The sequence below is a fragment of the Bradyrhizobium sp. NP1 genome, assembly GCF_030378205.1.
Taxonomy (GTDB): Bacteria; Pseudomonadota; Alphaproteobacteria; order Rhizobiales; family Xanthobacteraceae; genus Bradyrhizobium.
Genome location: NZ_CP127385.1, coordinates 1,135,886 through 1,152,140, shown reverse-complemented (window position 1 = coordinate 1,152,140; position 16,255 = coordinate 1,135,886). Strand labels below are relative to the sequence as shown.

Below are 16,255 nucleotides of genomic sequence, written 5' to 3'. Positions count from 1 at the left end.
TCCCGACGGGCGGTCTAGAATGGCGTTCAACGAAGAGGCAGACCCACGGCAGCTTCAATGCTTCTGTTAAGGCAACTGAACAGTTGCGAACTGAGCAGGCTTCCCTTCACGAGTCTTCGTTGAGTTGAGAATTAAGGTACCCATGCAAGTCAGGACTCTTGGGGCGGCTTAGAACCTGGGTGACCCATGCGTCTCGCTCAAATGCAACAACGCGCAGCTCCCAGGTGCATGCATTCAGACCATCCGTAACGAGATGAAATCCATCAGAAGAGCCAACCTTGGCGCGATACAGGAAGTGGTTTAACAGTATCCAGTCGCGCCATATATCAACCAGAACCCAACGAGCAAGCCGGCCATCGTGCAGTACGAGAAAGGCGGCTTTCGGATGGTCTGTAACTTCTGGCAATTCATTGGCGATCTTATTTGCGGCGATTGACTTCGCTGCTTTCACAAAATCCGGCGCAACTACCAATTCTTCAGACTTTGGCCGTTCGGGATTGATCCCATAGATCTTTACCTCGTACCCATTACACTGCCAAAGCTCGATAAACCGAATCGACCTTAGCTCGTACTTTGGCCTAGTGGCGCCTACAGCGTTCTGTTCGGCGCCATCAGGAGGTGGCTTTAACTTACCCATCCTTGGCCTCACAGAAGAGTCGTGGCTGGGCCTGCACCATCCTCCCACATATTGAAGGTTGCATCCCACTCGACACATAGTCCATCTCGGACGATGAGAATTTCGGTACCCCGACCGCGCATCGCCTTACCCGTTCGGCCGTCCTCCCATTCCCCTGTCCAAGTACCAACGATAGTACCAGACTGCGGCTCAAATGCTCGGAGCGCCTTACGAAGGCGGTATCCTTTTTGCCGCGCAAAGCGCGCCGCGAGAAATTTCTCAAGAGCGGCCTTGCCACGGATCTCCGGGATGTCAGCGAATTTGACGATAACGTCGTTATGGAATCCTCCAAGAATGGCGGGTAGATCGGCGCGACTAAACAGCACCTCATTCCGACGCAAGATAGCTTGCGCGTCTTCAGTCGTGAGTTGGGTCATATTGCCTTCCACTGTCGCTAGTTTCCCCACAGGATTCTCCATCAAATTGAGTAACGCCTTCCGAGCAGAGGAGCGTCTTCACCAACTCTAAGCACGCAAGGGGTTTGCAAGAAGAGCCAATCCGATTTTTTCGGATGGGTCCATTATTGGGCTGGAAGGACCAGAAATGCTTTCACGACGTCGATTGACGTAGGAAGAAGACAGTGAAATATGTGGATTGCGCCACCTCTAAACAACGACGTGACGCCATAACGAAGCGCCCTGGTAATTTAGTAAACGAAGATTGTATCGGTGCACCGCGTGTGCGACGGGACGATGAGATAACCTAGACCGCTCCAGCCTTGTAGAATCCGCATTCAATGTGTCCGTTCACTCAAACGATGAGTGATCCGGCATTCCGGATGCGTTTGTCCGTTGGACGGTAACAGTTACTTAGCTTGATCTGGAAATTCCAAAGGTCGGAGGCAATCAAGTCTGCCGCCGAGGCGCGACGACTTTGACTGCAGCCGATTCAACTCTCATAGCGGGGTTGGGCTGAACAGACTCCGTCGCGTTGCTCAGGTGCGCGGATTGATTTGGCTTGGCCGGCGCAATTGGGGCGATTAGAGCTCGCAGTAAGATCATCAAGCGCGCGGGCCATCGCCGTTACCCCCGCACATATTTCAGTCTCGGTAAGAGCGGTGTACCCTAGTACTACACCGCGGCGTCCTATCTCTGAGTCAAAGTCGACCGCTCCAGCCGACGCGGTTGTGTGAATATGCGTACCATACCCGCGAGTCGCTGCTGCAAATTGATCGGCGGACGGGAAGTCAGACGGTAGTCGCCACATAACGTGCATACCGCCGTCTGCTCCTGAAAGACTCAGGTTCCCACCAAAAGTATGTGTGAGATTGTAAAGCAGGCAGTCGCGCACTTCGCGGCATATTCGCAATATCTTGCGAAGATGGCGCTGGTACGCGCCGCTCGAGATGAAACTTGCGGCTGTCACTTGCTCGAGCCATGGATGACCGAAATTAAGGAGCGCCTTGACCGCACGTGCAGGGCCGATCAGCGGCGCTGGCACCACGAGAAATCCAGTGCGAAGGCCGGCGCCGAGCGACTTCGACAACGTGCCGAGATAGATGACGCTTTCCCCGGCCGGCTCGAGGCCGGCTAGCGCAACCAGTGGCGGGCCGGAATATCTGTAATCACTATTGTAGTCATCCTCGACGATATAGGCGCCGACCTGCCGTGCCCAGTTCAGTAGAAGCAAGCGCCGGTCAAGCGGTAGTGTTACTCCTGTGGGAAATTGATGAGAGGGAGTGACATACGCAAGCCGTGCGCGCCGCCCGCGGAGACGATCAACAAGAATACCATCCTGGTCCAGACCGAGTGGTTCGAGGCTCGCGCCATAGCTCGCGAATGTGAGCGCGGCACCTTGATAGCACGGATTTTCTACCACCACCGGGGTGCCAGGCTGAAGGAACAGGCGAGAGATTATATTGAGCGCTTCTTGACTCCCGCCTGTGACAACCACTTGGTCAGATACCACGTTCATCCCGCGGGCAAATCTGAGATGATCGGCAATCGCCTCACGCAATGAAGGTGCGCCCGCAGGGTCACCATATTCGGAAAGGCTAGCGCCTGCGTTCGTGAGGTGCTCGGTGAGCAATTTGCGCCAGATCCTCACAGGGAAAAGGTGGCGATTGGGTCTGCCTGGCCAAAAATCAATCCGAGCCCGCGAGAGACCCGTTTCTGGTAATTGTGGCTGTGTTCCACGAAACACCAACGGTGCTTTCGGCACAGCTCCGGCAAGCTCATTCTGATGTCCGAACGTTTTGGGTTGCTTTTCAATTGAAGGGGCCTGCAGTCTGGTTTCGGGGAGACTGAGACTAACTCGCGTTCCAGAGCCGCGTACCGTCTCCACATAACCTTCGCTAACCAGTCGGTCATAGACCTGCGTTGCCGTGTTGCGCGAAATCCCATGCTGTCGCGCGAGCACTCGCGTTGCGGGAAGGATAGCGCCTGGTCGAACACGGCCAGAAAGGATGAGCGCGCGAAGCTGGCTGAAAATCTGCGCCTGAAGGGTCGTCTGGTCATTCTTGTCCAGTTGCAGAGAGAATAACACGAAGACACGCTCCTAAAGCGGAACACAGTGGACTGGATTACGCGCCCTTTCGAGGCCCGCACGTAGTGCCAATAAGCAAGTCCGAGTTTCCAGTCTGGCGCATCCCATTTCTTGCTGTCTAATTCGTCTTTGTCTGCCACTGGCACCATACTCTTGCTCTGCAGTGATGCTTTTAAGCTGCCAAACCACCGTATAGCTTCATTCTCAGATGGACCTCGACTGGAGGGAATCATGGAGACGACGGTAAAAAGAGAAGTCAGGGGCGTCTGTCCCATGGACTGCCCCGACACGTGCGCCTGGATCGTCACTGTGGAGAACGATAAGCCGGTTCGGGTGAGAGGCGATGAGAACCACCCCTATACGCGTGGGGCGCTTTGCGCCAAGATGAACAACTATGCTGCACATACGCAGCATCCCCAACGCCTTCTGCAACCTCTTTTAAGAGTCGGCCCGAAAGGTGCAGGCAGTTTCCATCCAATAGCGTGGGACCGCGCTTTGGATATAATTGCGGAGCGGTTCTCACAGATAATCGCCGAGTATGGCGCCGAGGCAATCTGGCCGTACTACGGTTGCGGCAGCTTCGGCATGCTGCAAGGGCTAGCGGGGGCCGGTCGTCGTCTATGGAATGTGCTTAGCACGAGCCAACATGTAATGACCATTTGCACGATCAGCGGAGGCGTTGGTACCGGATACACACTCGGTGACAACAGAATGGGGATGGATCCGGAGACGATTCGATACGCAAAACTCATTATCCTCTGGGGTACCAATACACTCTCTTCCAACCACCATTTGTGGAGGGTTGTTCAGACGGCCAAGGCAGACGGCGCGCATCTCGTCGTAATCGATCCGATTAAGACACGAACAGCTGAGCAAGCCGACGAACATATTTCCCTTATACCGGGCACGGACGCAGCTTTAGCGCTTGGCCTGCTCCACGTTGTAGTGTCGCTTGGAGCGGAGGATCGTGAATTCATCGAACGACACACCCTCGGATGGGAGGCGTTCCGGGATCGCATTTTGCAGTGGCCACCATCGCGAGTGGCAGAAGAGACGGGCGTACCGGAAGCCACGATATGGCAGCTCGGAGAGCGTCTTGCGAGGACGCGTCCGACCGCAATTCGGATGCTAATGGGCGTACAGCGGCACGGCGGCGGAGGTATGGCCGTCCGGACAATTATGTGTATCCCTGGTGTGACCGGCGACTGGCGGCACCCTGGTGGAGGTGCGGCCTATGACACTCGTGGTTTTTTTAAAGGAAACTGGGGTGCACTACATCGTGACGATTTGCGCCGGCCGGGCACACGAAGCCTGAGTATGACCCGCCTAGGCGAAGGTCTCCTCGACGTATCAGATCCTCCGGTGAAAGCGTTGTTTCTATATGCATCCAATCCCCTGGCAAGTGCCCCGGCCCAGGGAAAGATTCGGGCTGGGCTAAGCAGACCAGATCTATTCACCGTGGCTCTCGATCAGTTCATGACTGATACGGCTCAGTTCGCGGACGTGATACTCCCTTGCACAAGCCAACTTGAGCACGCCGATCTTCACAACACGTATGGTCACATCTACATCAGTTGGAATGAGCCCGCTGTGCCACCCCCGGGACAGTGTTTGTCGGCGAGCGAAGTTTTTCGTCGATTAGCGCGGCGCCTGGGCCTCAAAGAAGCTTGTCTATATGACAGCGATGAGGAAATGGCCCGACAAGTTCTCGCATCTGGGGATTCCTCATTGGAAGGGATAACGCTGGAGCGCCTTAAGCGTGACGGCTGGGTCCGACTCAACGTGTCGGACCCCTTTCTCCCGTTCTCGCACGATTTTCCCACTCCATCGGGGCGACTGGAGTTTTACAGTGAAACAATGGCCACCCGGGGATTAGATCCCATCGCAGGGTACACGCCCCCTTATGAGGCTGCGCAACGAAACACCGAGCTAGCGCGCAAGTACCCATTAGCATTGATTGCAGCGGCCAAGCACTACCAGCTCAACTCCATTTTTGCGAACTCGCCTGGGCATTCGAAGCGACAAGGGTCCACGAAGGTGTTGATACATCCAGTGGACGCAGCTTCCAGGGGCATCACGGCGGGGACTCCCGTACGTGTCTTCAATGATCGTGGCGCATTCTTTGCCGTCGCAGAACTCACTGATGGAGTACGGCCTGGCCTGCTTGCCTCCACGAAGGGAGCGTGGCCATCACTGGAGCGCGGAAGCTCAACAGTTAATGCGACTGTGGCCGAACGTGATTCCGATATGGGCGGAGGGGCCGTGTTCCACGACAATAGAGTAGAATGTGAAGCTGCATCTGATAACGTGCAGTGATTTTCGACGACTTCCATGCGCGAGCGGTTTGGTCCGAGACGACTTAAATAGGAAGCTGATCAGTTTTGTTCGCGGGACTACGCCCGAACAATGGGCATAACAAACTGACTGATGCGAAGCGGATTATGCCAAGCATCCGTGTGCGTGACACCTCTATAGAAGTTGGTCCGGAGTTGGGGTGATGAGCCTGAGTTGGAGCCGGCACTTTCACGACGGAAGTCGACTGATCCGCGTCTTTGAGTCAGCTGGAGGCGGAGACCCGGGGTAGTCTCACCTTGCTTGCATCGGTGGACGCATCCTAAAGATTCTGAGCGCGGTTCAGACTGTAATCATGAGGGAGTTCGGCGGATCGCGTCCAGACAACTGAGCCCTCCTGGAGGTTAAGAATGCCCCTACAATTGGAATTGCAGAAGCAACATTGGAATGCGGTCCTGCACCGCGACCCCCGCCTGGACGGCCTGTTAGTCTACGGCGTCAACACGACCGGCATCTACTGCCGACCGAGTTGTCCATCTCGCCTGCCTCGCCGTGAAAATGTTAGCTTCTTTCCGACTTGTTCTGCTGCAGAGGCCGCAGGCTTCAGAGCCTGTAAACGATGCAACCCGCAGTCCACCGCGCCGACCGATATTCGAGCCGCGATCATTGAACGCGCTTGTCGACGCATCGAGGCCCCGGAGGGTGAGCCACGCTTGGGAGAACTGGCAGCCGAAGCCGAGCTCAGCCCATGGCACTTTCACAGGCTGTTCAAACTGGTCACAGGCGTTACACCTAAGCAATATGCACGTGCGGCGCGTATGAAGCGCTTTCGATCCACCCTAACCACGGCTGGAAGTGTCACGACTGCGATTTACGATGCGGGATACAATTCGAGCAGCCGCGCGTACGAGGCGGCGGCCGAGCGTCTTGGAATGACGCCGACCGCATTTCGGAGCGGGTCGCATGGAGAAACCATCCACTACTCGTTAGCGCGTTGCTATCTAGGTTGGGTGCTTGTGGCCGCCACTGAACGTGGGATCTGTAGCATCGAATTCGACGCGAGTTCCGATCGCTTGGCTAAACAGTTAAGGAGCTCATTCCCACAGGCCGAAATCAAGCAGGCCGGCCGCGAGTTTGCTGCCACAATCGAGAAGGTTATCCAGTTTCTCGATGAGCCTGGTCGCGGCCTTGATCTTCCTCTCGATATTAGGGGCACGGCATTTCAGCAAAAGGTTTGGCACGCCTTGCGCGAAATACCCGCTGGACAAACTCGGACGTACGGCGATGTTGCTCAGATGATAGGCAAGCCTCGTGCGACCCGCGCTGTTGCCCGGGCATGCGCTGCAAATAAGATTGCGGTTGCGATCCCGTGCCATCGAATAGTTCGACGGGATGGGGATCTCAGCGGCTATCGTTGGGGCGTCGATCGAAAGAATATTCTTTTGGCTCGAGAGACTGCCAAACCCACGATTGAGCGGAAAACCCCACGGTCACGAAAAAAGAGACTGACCGGCATTCGGGCGAATTAGACTATTCGCGCAACCTTGAAACGGACAAAGTCCTTTTCTCGTCCAAGCCGCGGTCGGTAAGCGTCGCGTAATGCGGGGCCAAATTCGGCACGTTGCACTCTGCTTGATGCGTCTAGAGTGACCTGCCGCTCCACTGGCCGACTAACCATCAGAGTGCACACATGTAGGCCCGAAAGCGGTGTCCTGCGACCATCGTCCGGATGAAGTGGCGATTTGCGAATCTGCACTAAAGAGCGGCCGTCCGGCACCAGCTGTAGCAGGCCAGAGGCCGATCGTCCGAGCAGTCGTGCGCGACGGTGCTTCGGTCGGTTCAAGCCGTGTGCATCACCCACGCGGCCGAATAGAGCCACAGCCGCAGACCGGCATAGGGTCAGTTGAGATCAGTGGACTTGTGCTCGGTCAAGTGTGCCGAGGCTGCGTGGCCTGCGGCCTCAAGCCATTTCGCCCGAACCAAATAATGCGCGTGGACCCACCATTTCCCCGCTGGGCGGCACTTCAGGAAGGCCGCTTTCTCCGGCTAGGTTTTAGACACAATGGGAGACTGGGTGCGAAGATGGCCTATGTTGTGACCGAAGCCTGCATCAAGTGCAAATACATGGAGTGTACGACCGTATGCCCGGTCGACTGCTTCTACGAAGGCACCAACATGCTAGTAATCAATCAATCCGAATGTATCGACTGTGGAAGTTGCGAGCCGGTTTGCCCGACAGAGGCGATTATTCCAGATGTGGACGACACAAACGACCGCTGGAAGGACTTCAACGAGAAATACGCTGCCGTATGGCCCAAAATTAAAGCGTCGCAAAGAGGCGAGCCGCCGGCCGACGCTGAGAATTGGAAGGGCGTGGAAAACAAGCTGGAAACCGAGTTCGATCCGACTCCGGCCACACGTTAGTCAGTCCTCAGCCCTGACGCACAACGGCGCGATAAAAAACGGTACGATCTATGCCGAAATCAACCGGAGAACGCCGACTCTCAATCGCTATCGTCGGCTCTGGACCGTCTGCGCTGTTTACCGCAGAGGCGCTGCTCGAGTCCGGACGTAACGTCGAAGTCGCCGTCATCGAGAGGCTCCCCGTTCCATTCGGGCTCGTGAGGTACGGTGTTGCGCCTGACCACGCGGTCACCAAACGGGTGACCGAGAAAATGGGGCAGACGCTAGAAGATCCCCGCGTTTCTTTTTTCGGAAACGTCGAGGTCGGTCGCGACGTCTCGATCGACGAACTCCGAGAACGCTACGATGCGATCGTGCTCGCCACGGGCGCTTCGAACGACGCCAAGCTCGGCATCCCGGGTGAGAATTTGCCGAACGTCTTCGGCTCGGCGCGCTTGGTGAGTTGGTACAACGGGCACCCGGACCACGCCGACCTAGCCCCGAAACTCCATACGAAACGCGTCGCAATCATTGGCATGGGCAACGTGGCTTTAGACATTGCCCGAATCTTGTCCAGCCCTATCGATCGCCTTCGGAAAACTGATATAGCGCAACATGCCGTCGAGATGCTCCGGACGTCCGCCGTCGAAGACGTCTATATCGTCGGGCGGGGAAAGCCGCACCAGGCAAAATTCTCCTATCCCGAATTGCGTGAGTTAAAAACGCTCGAAGGTGTGGTCGCCGTCACCGACCCCGCGATGTTTGAAGGAGGGCCCCAGGCCAGCGCGAACAAGCAGCAGAAGCGCATTTGGGACCTCTTTCTCGAATTCTCGCAGAACGATTCGAAAGCGGCGCCGAAACGCATCAACTTCATTTTCGGTAGTTCGCCGGTTCGCATCGAGGGACGGGAGTATGTCGAAAAGCTCACGCTCAATTCCACTCAAGGCATAGCCAGCAGCATTTCCTGCGGACTTGTCGTCACCGCGATAGGCTATCGCAGTTCCGCCATTTTGGGTGTCCCCTTCGATGCCGCCAGAATGATCGTACCAAACCAAGGCGGACAGGTCGGCGACCAATTGTTTGCCGTCGGATGGCTCGGCCGCGGACCGAGCGGAGTAATCGGCACGAACAAACCTGATGCCGTGGTCGTCGCCCAGTCGATCCTTGATATTGGTCCCAAGGCGGTGGCACCGTCCGGCTCGGAAGGGCTGTATCGTCTCCTCGAAGCTCGCAAATTGAGGGTTGTACGGCAGCAATCCTTGAAGAGGATTCATGCCGCAGAGGTTGGACGAGGCAAGCTTGTCCGGATCGCGGACATGCTGCTCGCGGCCGCCGGCCCATAACTCGGGGCTTCGCTCGGGAGCGGCGTCGCCAGTGCTCCCGCAGTATGCTCGCCGCAGCGAGGTTGTTTGGAATTCCAACACGTGAACGCCGCGTTAGCTTTGCTTACGCGTCTAACTCACCACAACGCCGGCCTTGTGGGGGCCTGCTGCAGACGCTGTGCGCGTCGAGGCTAGGGAGCGCTATGAGGGGTTCGTTGCAGCGTTCGGCCGCTTTCAGCGATTTGAGCACTTTGCGATATGTTCGGCTTCATCCAGTTCTGCTCCTCGACAGGGAAATTTGGAAGCAACAAATGGATAGCCGGGTGGGCAAATGCGCCTACATTCCTTGGACAAAGGTGATCTCGATCACTTTGTCCAAGGAAGAAAATAGAATGCCTCCCCCTTCATCGTTAAGCCGACCAATGACCGCGCAGGAGTGGACGATGCTGATCGCTCTCGCGTCGGTGTGGGGCGGCTCGTTCTTCTTCAATGCCGTGGCGGTTCGTGAACTGGCGGTCTTCACGGTGGTCGTTTCCCGCGTCGTCTTGGCTGCGCTCATACTACTTCTGATATTGAAGTTTAAGGGCGAGCGGATGCCGACGGATGTGCGGGTCTGGACGGCGTTTTTCGGCATGGGCTTGCTGAACAACGCCGTTCCCTTTTCGCTGATCGTGTGGGGCCAGCAGTATGTGGCCTCCACAGTCGCCTCGATCCTGAATGCTTCCACACCGCTCTTTACCGTCATCTTCGCGCACGTACTGACCAGCGACGAGAAGATGGCCGGAGGCAAGTTGTCGGGTGTCGTCATCGGTTTTGCCGGCGTCGCCGTCATGATCGGTTTCGACGCCTTGCGAGAACTTGGTACCAACGTCGTGGCGCAGTTGCTGTGTCTCGCCGGTGCGGTGTCCTATGCGTTTGCCGGCATCTACGGGCGCCGGTTCAGGACGATGGGCGTCACGCCCATAGCGACCGCCATCGGGCAGGTGATTGCGTCGAGCGCCCTGCTCATTCCCCTCATGCTCGCGATCGACCGGCCGTGGACCCTCGACACCCCGAGCATGGCGGCGGCCGGCGCGCTGATCGGCGTGGCGGCGATTTCGACAGCGTTCGCTTATATCCTCTATTTCCAGATTCTCTCTACGGCCGGAGCGACCAACCTGCTGCTGGTGACGTTCCTGATCCCCGCCAGCGCGATCATCCTAGGCGTCCTTTTCCTGGATGAAAGCCTGTTGCCGAAGCATGTGGCCGGCATGGCTCTTATTGGCATCGGGCTAGCCGCTATTGATGGCAGGCCGTGGCGGGCCGTGCGCCGACTGCAAATTGGCAAAGCGAAGGAAAGCCCATGACCGGAGGCGATCGCACGCGGGACGCGTATGTTGCACACTTCGCTTGGGGCCATCATTGAGGACACGCGGGCTGCAATGAGACGCGCTCCGTGCTTCCAGAATCCAGTGTCCGGCCTCGGCTGCAAATTTTGCGGGTCGAAGCGCAGCTGGGTACAACATTTAAGGCAAGTGCACGTGTTTCTTCCGCGAACAAAAACTGGCCACGACATTCTCGCAAGTGGCACTAATCATAATTCTGCAAGCGGACCAATCCTACGGTATTGTCCCGCGATACTCCTGACTTTGTACTACGAAGTAAGCGCAATAGGAGTGACTCCGATGATCCACCTGGGGCTTTTTTTCGCCGGCGCAGCCTACATTCTGAACGGTCTATCGTTTTTGGGAGTCGTAGACGCGCGAAGTTCTTCGCCTCTTAACACTCTCGTTGGATTATTCTTTCTGGCTATCACATATCAACTTGTGTGGCCGCTGCACGATTTTACCGGCCCGGAAAAGACTGAGATCTTGTTGGTGGCCGCAGGTGAACTCTTGTTCGGGGTCACGTTCTTGTACTTTGGTGTTGCAAGCTTCACAGGGCTGTCAGCTAGCAATTTGGGGTGGTTCTGCGGGTGGGCTGCGCTAGTCTCTGCCGCGATAACGGCCGTACAAATGACCTGGTTTGGCGACGTTAAGTCCGCCGCGCTGTGGTTCGTTTGGACGGTCGTATTTTGCGCATTATTTGCGGTCCTGGCTCTTACCTTGGAGCGGCTGACTCGTCCTACTGGATACCTAATTATTGTGGCAGGATTTTCGACCTGCTTTTTCCCAGGCGGATTGCTCTTGCTGCGATCTTGGGAGTTGGTCCCACCTAGTGTTGTCTGGACCGTTCAACTCTCGGCCATCACTCTGTTCCTGCTCTTGAGTATACGTTCCTCAAGGATTGCGCCGAATGATAAGCCTCACCCTTTGCCAGCGGCATAGGCAGGAAGCATTGCTTTACCAGGCGCGAGGCCCCATTGGGGCCAGATATCGAAAAATGTAGGGTATCGGCGCAGCGGGGTTGAAATTGCGCTTATTTACTGCCGCATGTCTGGTGACGCGATTTCGTTGGCATGGCGCTCCCCCGATTCACCAATAGCGGAAGATAGGTCTTCGTTTCGGACAGATTCAAGCAGGTTGTAGAAAACTTCGAGCCCAACGGGCATCAATTACTTCTCCGTCAACAACGTGGTGAACGACGAGCGCCTGGTCGTGAAGGCTTTGGCCGGAACGGGTGTTCACGCTGATCTTGCCGTGGCCCGGTCTCGCCCGCATCCAGCGGACGGTCAACGCCGGCCACGGCGGAGAAGACATCGCCGCCTCTCCTTCGTGCCTAACGAGTGATTTCATGACAGTTCCAATGAAAACAAAAGTGGGCACGCCGAACAGACCGCTCGGGATGCACTCAACAGGTTCCGTCAATGCTGACGCAACTACCCCGCTCAGCTCTATCCCTGCCTTCAGGGGTCTCGCCGTCAGAGCGCGCTGTCTTCGACAACCTCAAGCACCCGGGAATGCGCCCGATGGGAATGCTCTTCACTACCCAAGCCCTTGGCCTAGCCAAGGTTGCTCAGCCGGGTGCAGCTCTTGACGAGCTCAACCAATTGACACGGAACAGCGAAGAAGCTGTTCGCCGATGTACCTGCAATGCCGAACGACTTTTCATTACTGATAAGCCACACACGGTTCGAGGAACACAATCAGGGAACTATCGATTGGTTCAACCGTAGAGAATTAAGAAGCCTACAAGCGTATCGGCGCCCTGCTAACCACCTCCGCACCGAAGGAATGCGCCAACTATTTCGTTCAACGTGAGGTGACCATGCTCTAACTGGACAGGACGGTTGACGATTGGGAAAAGGGCCGCTTCGGAAGATCGCGCCGCACTGGCGGCGCGATCTCCGAAGTCACTTAGAACTTCATCGTGACGCCCGTATAGAGCGACTTTTCTGTACAAGTGTGGTTGTTGACGCCGGCAGCGGTGAAGCAAACCAGATTCGCCTTATTGCTGTCGTCAAGGCCGAACTTGTTCTGCCGGTATCGATACGCCACCCATGTCTCCAGGAAGTGGCTGTACTTCTCGCCCCAGATCAATTTCGATACGTCCAACGTCAGCCGGATCGGCTCGCTAATGATTTCGGTAGCGGTGTTGACGGTGGAGAGAGTGTAATTGCCGTATGCCCCGTTTCCCTTGGGCCCGTAGATCCCGGCACGGCCGCTGATCGCAAAATACTGCAAGTTGGGAGGCAGAAACCCGAGATCCATATAGTAGTTCATTTCGACGGCCCAAGTCGCATTGTAGTGCAAGTTTCCGTCGGGCAGGCCCGTAAAGGGGGGCCGCATGAAGCCGGGCGTGGAGAAGGTGCTGTGGCCCCATTCCTGATAATAGAGGGGGCTGATATTGAAGTAGCCTTTGTAGGGAAGATCGAGGGCAAACTCGAGACCGGCCACGACGTCCTTCTTGGCAGGCGCGAGATATAGGTTCTCGGTTTCACCGTCGCCACCGAACATGAACGAGACGTTACGCAGCGGCCCCATGGTAAACGCATGCGTGTTGAATATTTGATTGAACCCCAGCGTGCTCCGAACTTGGCCGTATATTTCAGTCGCACCCGCGCAGCCAGACATCGGCGCCAGGAAATTACCGCACGGAGCAGCGGGATCGTTGTGATCCGATTTGAGTAGAATTACGTTGAAGAAATTGGTGCCATACTTCCATGCATCGAAGTGAGTAAAGGCATAGATCTGCTTGGAAGTGTTGTCGGTAACACCAGGGGAGACCGCGTTGAACTGATATGCGATAGTGACCCGGTTGTCATTCACCGTAAAGAATGGGCTGTCAACGAGCGTCGGCGCTTTTACCGGCAATGCAGGCAAGTCAGCGGCACTTGCGCTCTCGACGGCACAAAATGCCATCAGTGAAACTATCGCCGCTCGCGATTTGTAGTTACGAATATTCATGGTCCGACCCCACCGTTGTAGATGAGGTCAATTCAATCCCGACTCGGATATCGATTGTGGGCCCGAAGTCCCAAGTTGAGCCTGCAAATCCAAATATCTCGGGTCGTATCAAATTTGTGACACTTCGCGCCGGATCAGCACTCTCCCGACAGGAAAACGAATAGCGATCGGCAACAGGCCGATCGATTAACCGCCCGCTCGATATCCGACGGTCGGCAAAGATGCTGATCTATCGCAAAATGACATCACGCGCGTCGAGGCACGATTCCTCGTCGGATAAAACGCTCCGCCGCCATCACGCTAGATTATCGCGCGCTCGAACATCCGGAACCATACATCGAACTGCTTGATGGCGATTCCGTTGCGCGAAGCGCTCACATAATCAATATCCACCAATCTCATTGTCTTGCGACGAACCGTTTCCTTGGGAATGCCGAGTGCCGACGCAACATCAACAAATCTGACCGATCGCATCAAGACGACATTCTTTGACATCGACAGACTTAGGTAACCAATCGCGAAAAACACAAGGACCTCGTCCGAAGTCAGTCCTGGGTGCTTTCGTGCCGAAGAAAACAATCTAAGAAGATGCGCAATCTTTTCACGCTGCTGCGGCTGTTGCATCGACAGATACCACGACGGTATTGCTAACGCCGTCTCGCTCGACAGCGCCAATCCCGTGCCAGTCTGAAGCTTAGTGATACTCATTCGGCGCGCTCAGGATCAGATCACTGGCTCCGGTGGTCGCCGGTTCTTTCAGATGACAGGCGACATAGTGGCCAGGGCGCACCGCTCGCAGTGACGGTGGAATGCTCCTGCACACCTCGGTCACGTAAGGGCAGCGGGTATGGAAATGGCATCCCGAGGGACGGTCGATCGGACTTGGTATCTCACCGGTAGCACGAGATGCCAGTCGTGTTGCGTCAGGATCTGGGTTTGGTACCGCGGCCAATAACGCCTCGGTGTACGGATGTAGGGGTGCGCCGAAGAGGGCCTGTGTCTCGGCAAGTTCAACGATCTTGCCGAGATACATAATCGCAACCCGGTGGCTCACATGCTGTACGACCGCAAGATCGTGGGCAATGAACAAGTAAGCGAGATGGCGCTCCCGCTGAATATCCATCAGAAGGTTAATAACCTGCGCTTGCACGGATACGTCGAGGGCAGAGACCGGCTCGTCAGCTACGATAAGGGTCGGATCAAGACTCAAGGCTCGAGCAATGCCTAGCCGCTGCCGCTGTCCACCCGAGAACTCGTGCGGTAGTTTACTCATGAAGTCTGTCCGCAGGCCAACGCGCGCAAAGAGATCCGCCACGCGCTCCTGCCGTGCCTTCGCATTCCCGACACCAAAGTTGCGAAGGGGCTCTCCGACAGCATCTCCGACTGGCATGCGCGGATTAAGTGACGCATAGGGATCCTGGAAGATGATTTGCATCTTCCTACGGACTTCTCGAAGCCCTTTCTTGTCCAACGTCGGAACATCAACGCCGTCGAATTGAACGCGGCCCCCGGTTGGTTCGATAAGCCGTAGAATGCTGCGGCCTGCTGTCGACTTCCCACAGCCGCTCTCGCCGACCAGCCCAAGCGTCTCGCCGGACCAAATATCGAACGATATGTCGTCCACGGCAAAGATGTAGCGTCGTGAATTACCGCGAAGTGGATATTTTTTTGTAAGGCCGCGAACCGAGAGCAGCGGATTCGTTGATTTGTCAGACATCGCCGCGCGCTCCACCGTCGCCCGTGACCCAACACGACACGCGATGCCCCGTAGATCGAATCTGCATCGGAGGCACTTCCTTCCTGCAGCGAGCCGTCACCAGTCCACAGCGTGGCGCAAAGCTGCAGCCCAAGATTGGCTCCCGTAACGACGGCACCATACCTGGAATCTCGGCCAGACGTCCGGCGGCGGCACCGCTACGAGCAAGCTTCGGCATCGAGTTGAGCAGCCCACGCGTGTAGGGATGCAGGGGGTGCTTGAAAAGCTCCCACACTGAGGCCTCCTCGACCACGCGGCCTGCATACATGACGGCAACTCGGTGGGCGGTTTCGGCGATCACGCCGAGATCATGTGTAATCAATACCACCGACATGGAGAGGCGTTTCTGCAGCTCCACAATAAGCTGCAACACCTGTGACTGTATGGTCACGTCCAACGCCGTGGTCGGCTCATCGGCGATCAGAACCTTCGGATTACAGGCCAATGCCATGGCGATCATCGCGCGCTGGCGCATCCCTCCCGACAGTTGGTGCGGATATTCATCAAGCCTGCGTCGTGGCTCCGATATGTGGACTACGTTCAGCATCTCGGCAGCGCGCTCACGAGCCTCCAGGGAGCTGACGCTCTGGTGAAGCTTGATGGCCTCGACGATCTGTTGGCCGATTGTAAGGACAGGATTGAGGGACGTCATCGGATCCTGGAAAATCATCGATATCTGATTGCCGCGGACACGGCGCATTTCGCCTTTCGTGAGCGCCAGAAGATCGCAACCATTGAAGCGAATAGCGCCTTCGACAATCCGACCCGATCGAGCACCGATCAGTCCCAGGATTGACAGCGCGGTAACGCTCTTGCCGCAGCCGCTCTCCCCAACGATACCAAGCGTTTCGCCCGCAGCCAGATGGTACGAGGCACCGTTGACCGCCTGCACCACACCCGCGCGAGTCGGGAAATGCACATGCAGGTTCTGTACCTCGAGGAGGTTTGCCACGTTTCCTGCGGGTGAGAGCGTAGCTGGATCGATCAATGTCGCTTC

At 56.5% G+C, this 16,255-nt stretch carries 13 protein-coding genes; 6 read left to right on the top strand and 7 right to left on the bottom strand.

Annotation, left to right across the window (positions count from 1 at the left end; translation table 11 throughout):
- Positions 1-106: 106 nt before the first annotated feature.
- The 3 genes from QOU61_RS05395 to pdxR form a co-directional block, all read right to left on the bottom strand.
- On the bottom strand, positions 107-637 hold the full coding sequence (locus tag QOU61_RS05395) for a hypothetical protein (protein ID WP_289657096.1): 531 nt from the start codon (positions 635-637) through the stop codon (positions 107-109).
- An 8-nt stretch (positions 638-645) separates the two neighbouring features.
- The gene (locus tag QOU61_RS05390; RefSeq protein WP_289657095.1) at positions 646-1,053 is read right to left on the bottom strand and encodes a nuclear transport factor 2 family protein; all 408 of its coding nucleotides are present in this window, start codon (positions 1,051-1,053) and stop codon (positions 646-648) included.
- 511 nt (positions 1,054-1,564) lie between these two features.
- Complete coding sequence (gene pdxR / locus QOU61_RS05385; RefSeq protein WP_289657094.1) at positions 1,565-3,160, bottom strand: MocR-like pyridoxine biosynthesis transcription factor PdxR; 1,596 nt, start codon at positions 3,158-3,160, stop codon at positions 1,565-1,567.
- A 231-nt stretch (positions 3,161-3,391) separates the two neighbouring features.
- Here pdxR and QOU61_RS05380 point away from each other — a divergent pair, with 231 nt between their 5' ends.
- The 6 genes from QOU61_RS05380 (at position 3,392) to QOU61_RS37170 (ending at position 11,483) form a co-directional block, all read left to right on the top strand.
- Positions 3,392-5,476, top strand: a complete 2,085-nt coding sequence (locus QOU61_RS05380; protein WP_289657093.1) for a molybdopterin-containing oxidoreductase family protein — start codon at positions 3,392-3,394, stop codon at positions 5,474-5,476.
- A gap of 386 nt (positions 5,477-5,862) precedes the next feature.
- On the top strand, positions 5,863-6,981 hold the full coding sequence (gene ada / locus QOU61_RS05375) for a bifunctional DNA-binding transcriptional regulator/O6-methylguanine-DNA methyltransferase Ada (protein WP_289657092.1): 1,119 nt from the start codon (positions 5,863-5,865) through the stop codon (positions 6,979-6,981).
- A gap of 553 nt (positions 6,982-7,534) precedes the next feature.
- Positions 7,535-7,876 (top strand): ferredoxin family protein, encoded by a 342-nt coding sequence (locus QOU61_RS05370; protein ID WP_289657091.1) that lies wholly within the window; start codon positions 7,535-7,537, stop codon positions 7,874-7,876.
- Positions 7,877-7,926: 50 nt separating this feature from the next.
- On the top strand, positions 7,927-9,198 hold the full coding sequence (locus tag QOU61_RS05365) for an FAD-dependent oxidoreductase (protein ID WP_289657090.1): 1,272 nt from the start codon (positions 7,927-7,929) through the stop codon (positions 9,196-9,198).
- Between the two features lie 422 nt (positions 9,199-9,620).
- Positions 9,621-10,523 (top strand): DMT family transporter, encoded by a 903-nt coding sequence (locus QOU61_RS05355; RefSeq protein ID WP_354142512.1) that lies wholly within the window; start codon positions 9,621-9,623, stop codon positions 10,521-10,523.
- A 27-nt stretch (positions 10,524-10,550) separates the two neighbouring features.
- Positions 10,551-11,483, top strand: coding sequence for an AmiS/UreI family transporter (locus tag QOU61_RS37170; RefSeq protein WP_354142511.1), 933 nt, complete (start codon positions 10,551-10,553; stop codon positions 11,481-11,483).
- A 969-nt stretch (positions 11,484-12,452) separates the two neighbouring features.
- On the opposite strand, the gene QOU61_RS05350 is transcribed toward QOU61_RS37170, so the two are convergent.
- From QOU61_RS05350 to QOU61_RS05335, 4 genes are all read right to left on the bottom strand, one after another.
- Positions 12,453-13,502 (bottom strand): hypothetical protein, encoded by a 1,050-nt coding sequence (locus QOU61_RS05350; RefSeq protein ID WP_289657089.1) that lies wholly within the window; start codon positions 13,500-13,502, stop codon positions 12,453-12,455.
- A gap of 300 nt (positions 13,503-13,802) precedes the next feature.
- Positions 13,803-14,210: a hypothetical protein gene (locus QOU61_RS05345; RefSeq protein WP_289657088.1), complete on the bottom strand. Its 408-nt coding sequence runs from the start codon at positions 14,208-14,210 to the stop codon at positions 13,803-13,805.
- Positions 14,197-15,219, bottom strand: a complete 1,023-nt coding sequence (locus QOU61_RS05340; protein ID WP_289657087.1) for an ABC transporter ATP-binding protein — start codon at positions 15,217-15,219, stop codon at positions 14,197-14,199. The genes QOU61_RS05345 and QOU61_RS05340 overlap by 14 nt, the downstream gene beginning before the upstream one ends.
- Positions 15,212-16,246, bottom strand: coding sequence for an ABC transporter ATP-binding protein (locus tag QOU61_RS05335; protein WP_289657086.1), 1,035 nt, complete (start codon positions 16,244-16,246; stop codon positions 15,212-15,214). Before QOU61_RS05335 ends, QOU61_RS05340 begins: the two co-directional genes overlap by 8 nt.
- Positions 16,247-16,255 lie beyond the last annotated feature (9 nt).

Coding starts and splice junctions, on each gene's coding strand:
- QOU61_RS05395 (WP_289657096.1), bottom strand. CDS start 637: ATGGGTAAGTTAAAGCCACCTCCTGATGGCGCCGAACAGAACGCTGTA.
- QOU61_RS05390 (WP_289657095.1), bottom strand. CDS start 1,053: ATGACCCAACTCACGACTGAAGACGCGCAAGCTATCTTGCGTCGGAAT.
- QOU61_RS05380 (WP_289657093.1), top strand. CDS start 3,392: ATGGAGACGACGGTAAAAAGAGAAGTCAGGGGCGTCTGTCCCATGGAC.
- ada (WP_289657092.1), top strand. CDS start 5,863: ATGCCCCTACAATTGGAATTGCAGAAGCAACATTGGAATGCGGTCCTG.
- QOU61_RS05370 (WP_289657091.1), top strand. CDS start 7,535: ATGGCCTATGTTGTGACCGAAGCCTGCATCAAGTGCAAATACATGGAG.
- QOU61_RS05365 (WP_289657090.1), top strand. CDS start 7,927: ATGCCGAAATCAACCGGAGAACGCCGACTCTCAATCGCTATCGTCGGC.
- QOU61_RS05355 (WP_354142512.1), top strand. CDS start 9,621: ATGCTGATCGCTCTCGCGTCGGTGTGGGGCGGCTCGTTCTTCTTCAAT.
- QOU61_RS37170 (WP_354142511.1), top strand. CDS start 10,551: ATGTTGCACACTTCGCTTGGGGCCATCATTGAGGACACGCGGGCTGCA.
- QOU61_RS05350 (WP_289657089.1), bottom strand. CDS start 13,502: ATGAATATTCGTAACTACAAATCGCGAGCGGCGATAGTTTCACTGATG.
- QOU61_RS05345 (WP_289657088.1), bottom strand. CDS start 14,210: ATGAGTATCACTAAGCTTCAGACTGGCACGGGATTGGCGCTGTCGAGC.
- QOU61_RS05340 (WP_289657087.1), bottom strand. CDS start 15,219: ATGTCTGACAAATCAACGAATCCGCTGCTCTCGGTTCGCGGCCTTACA.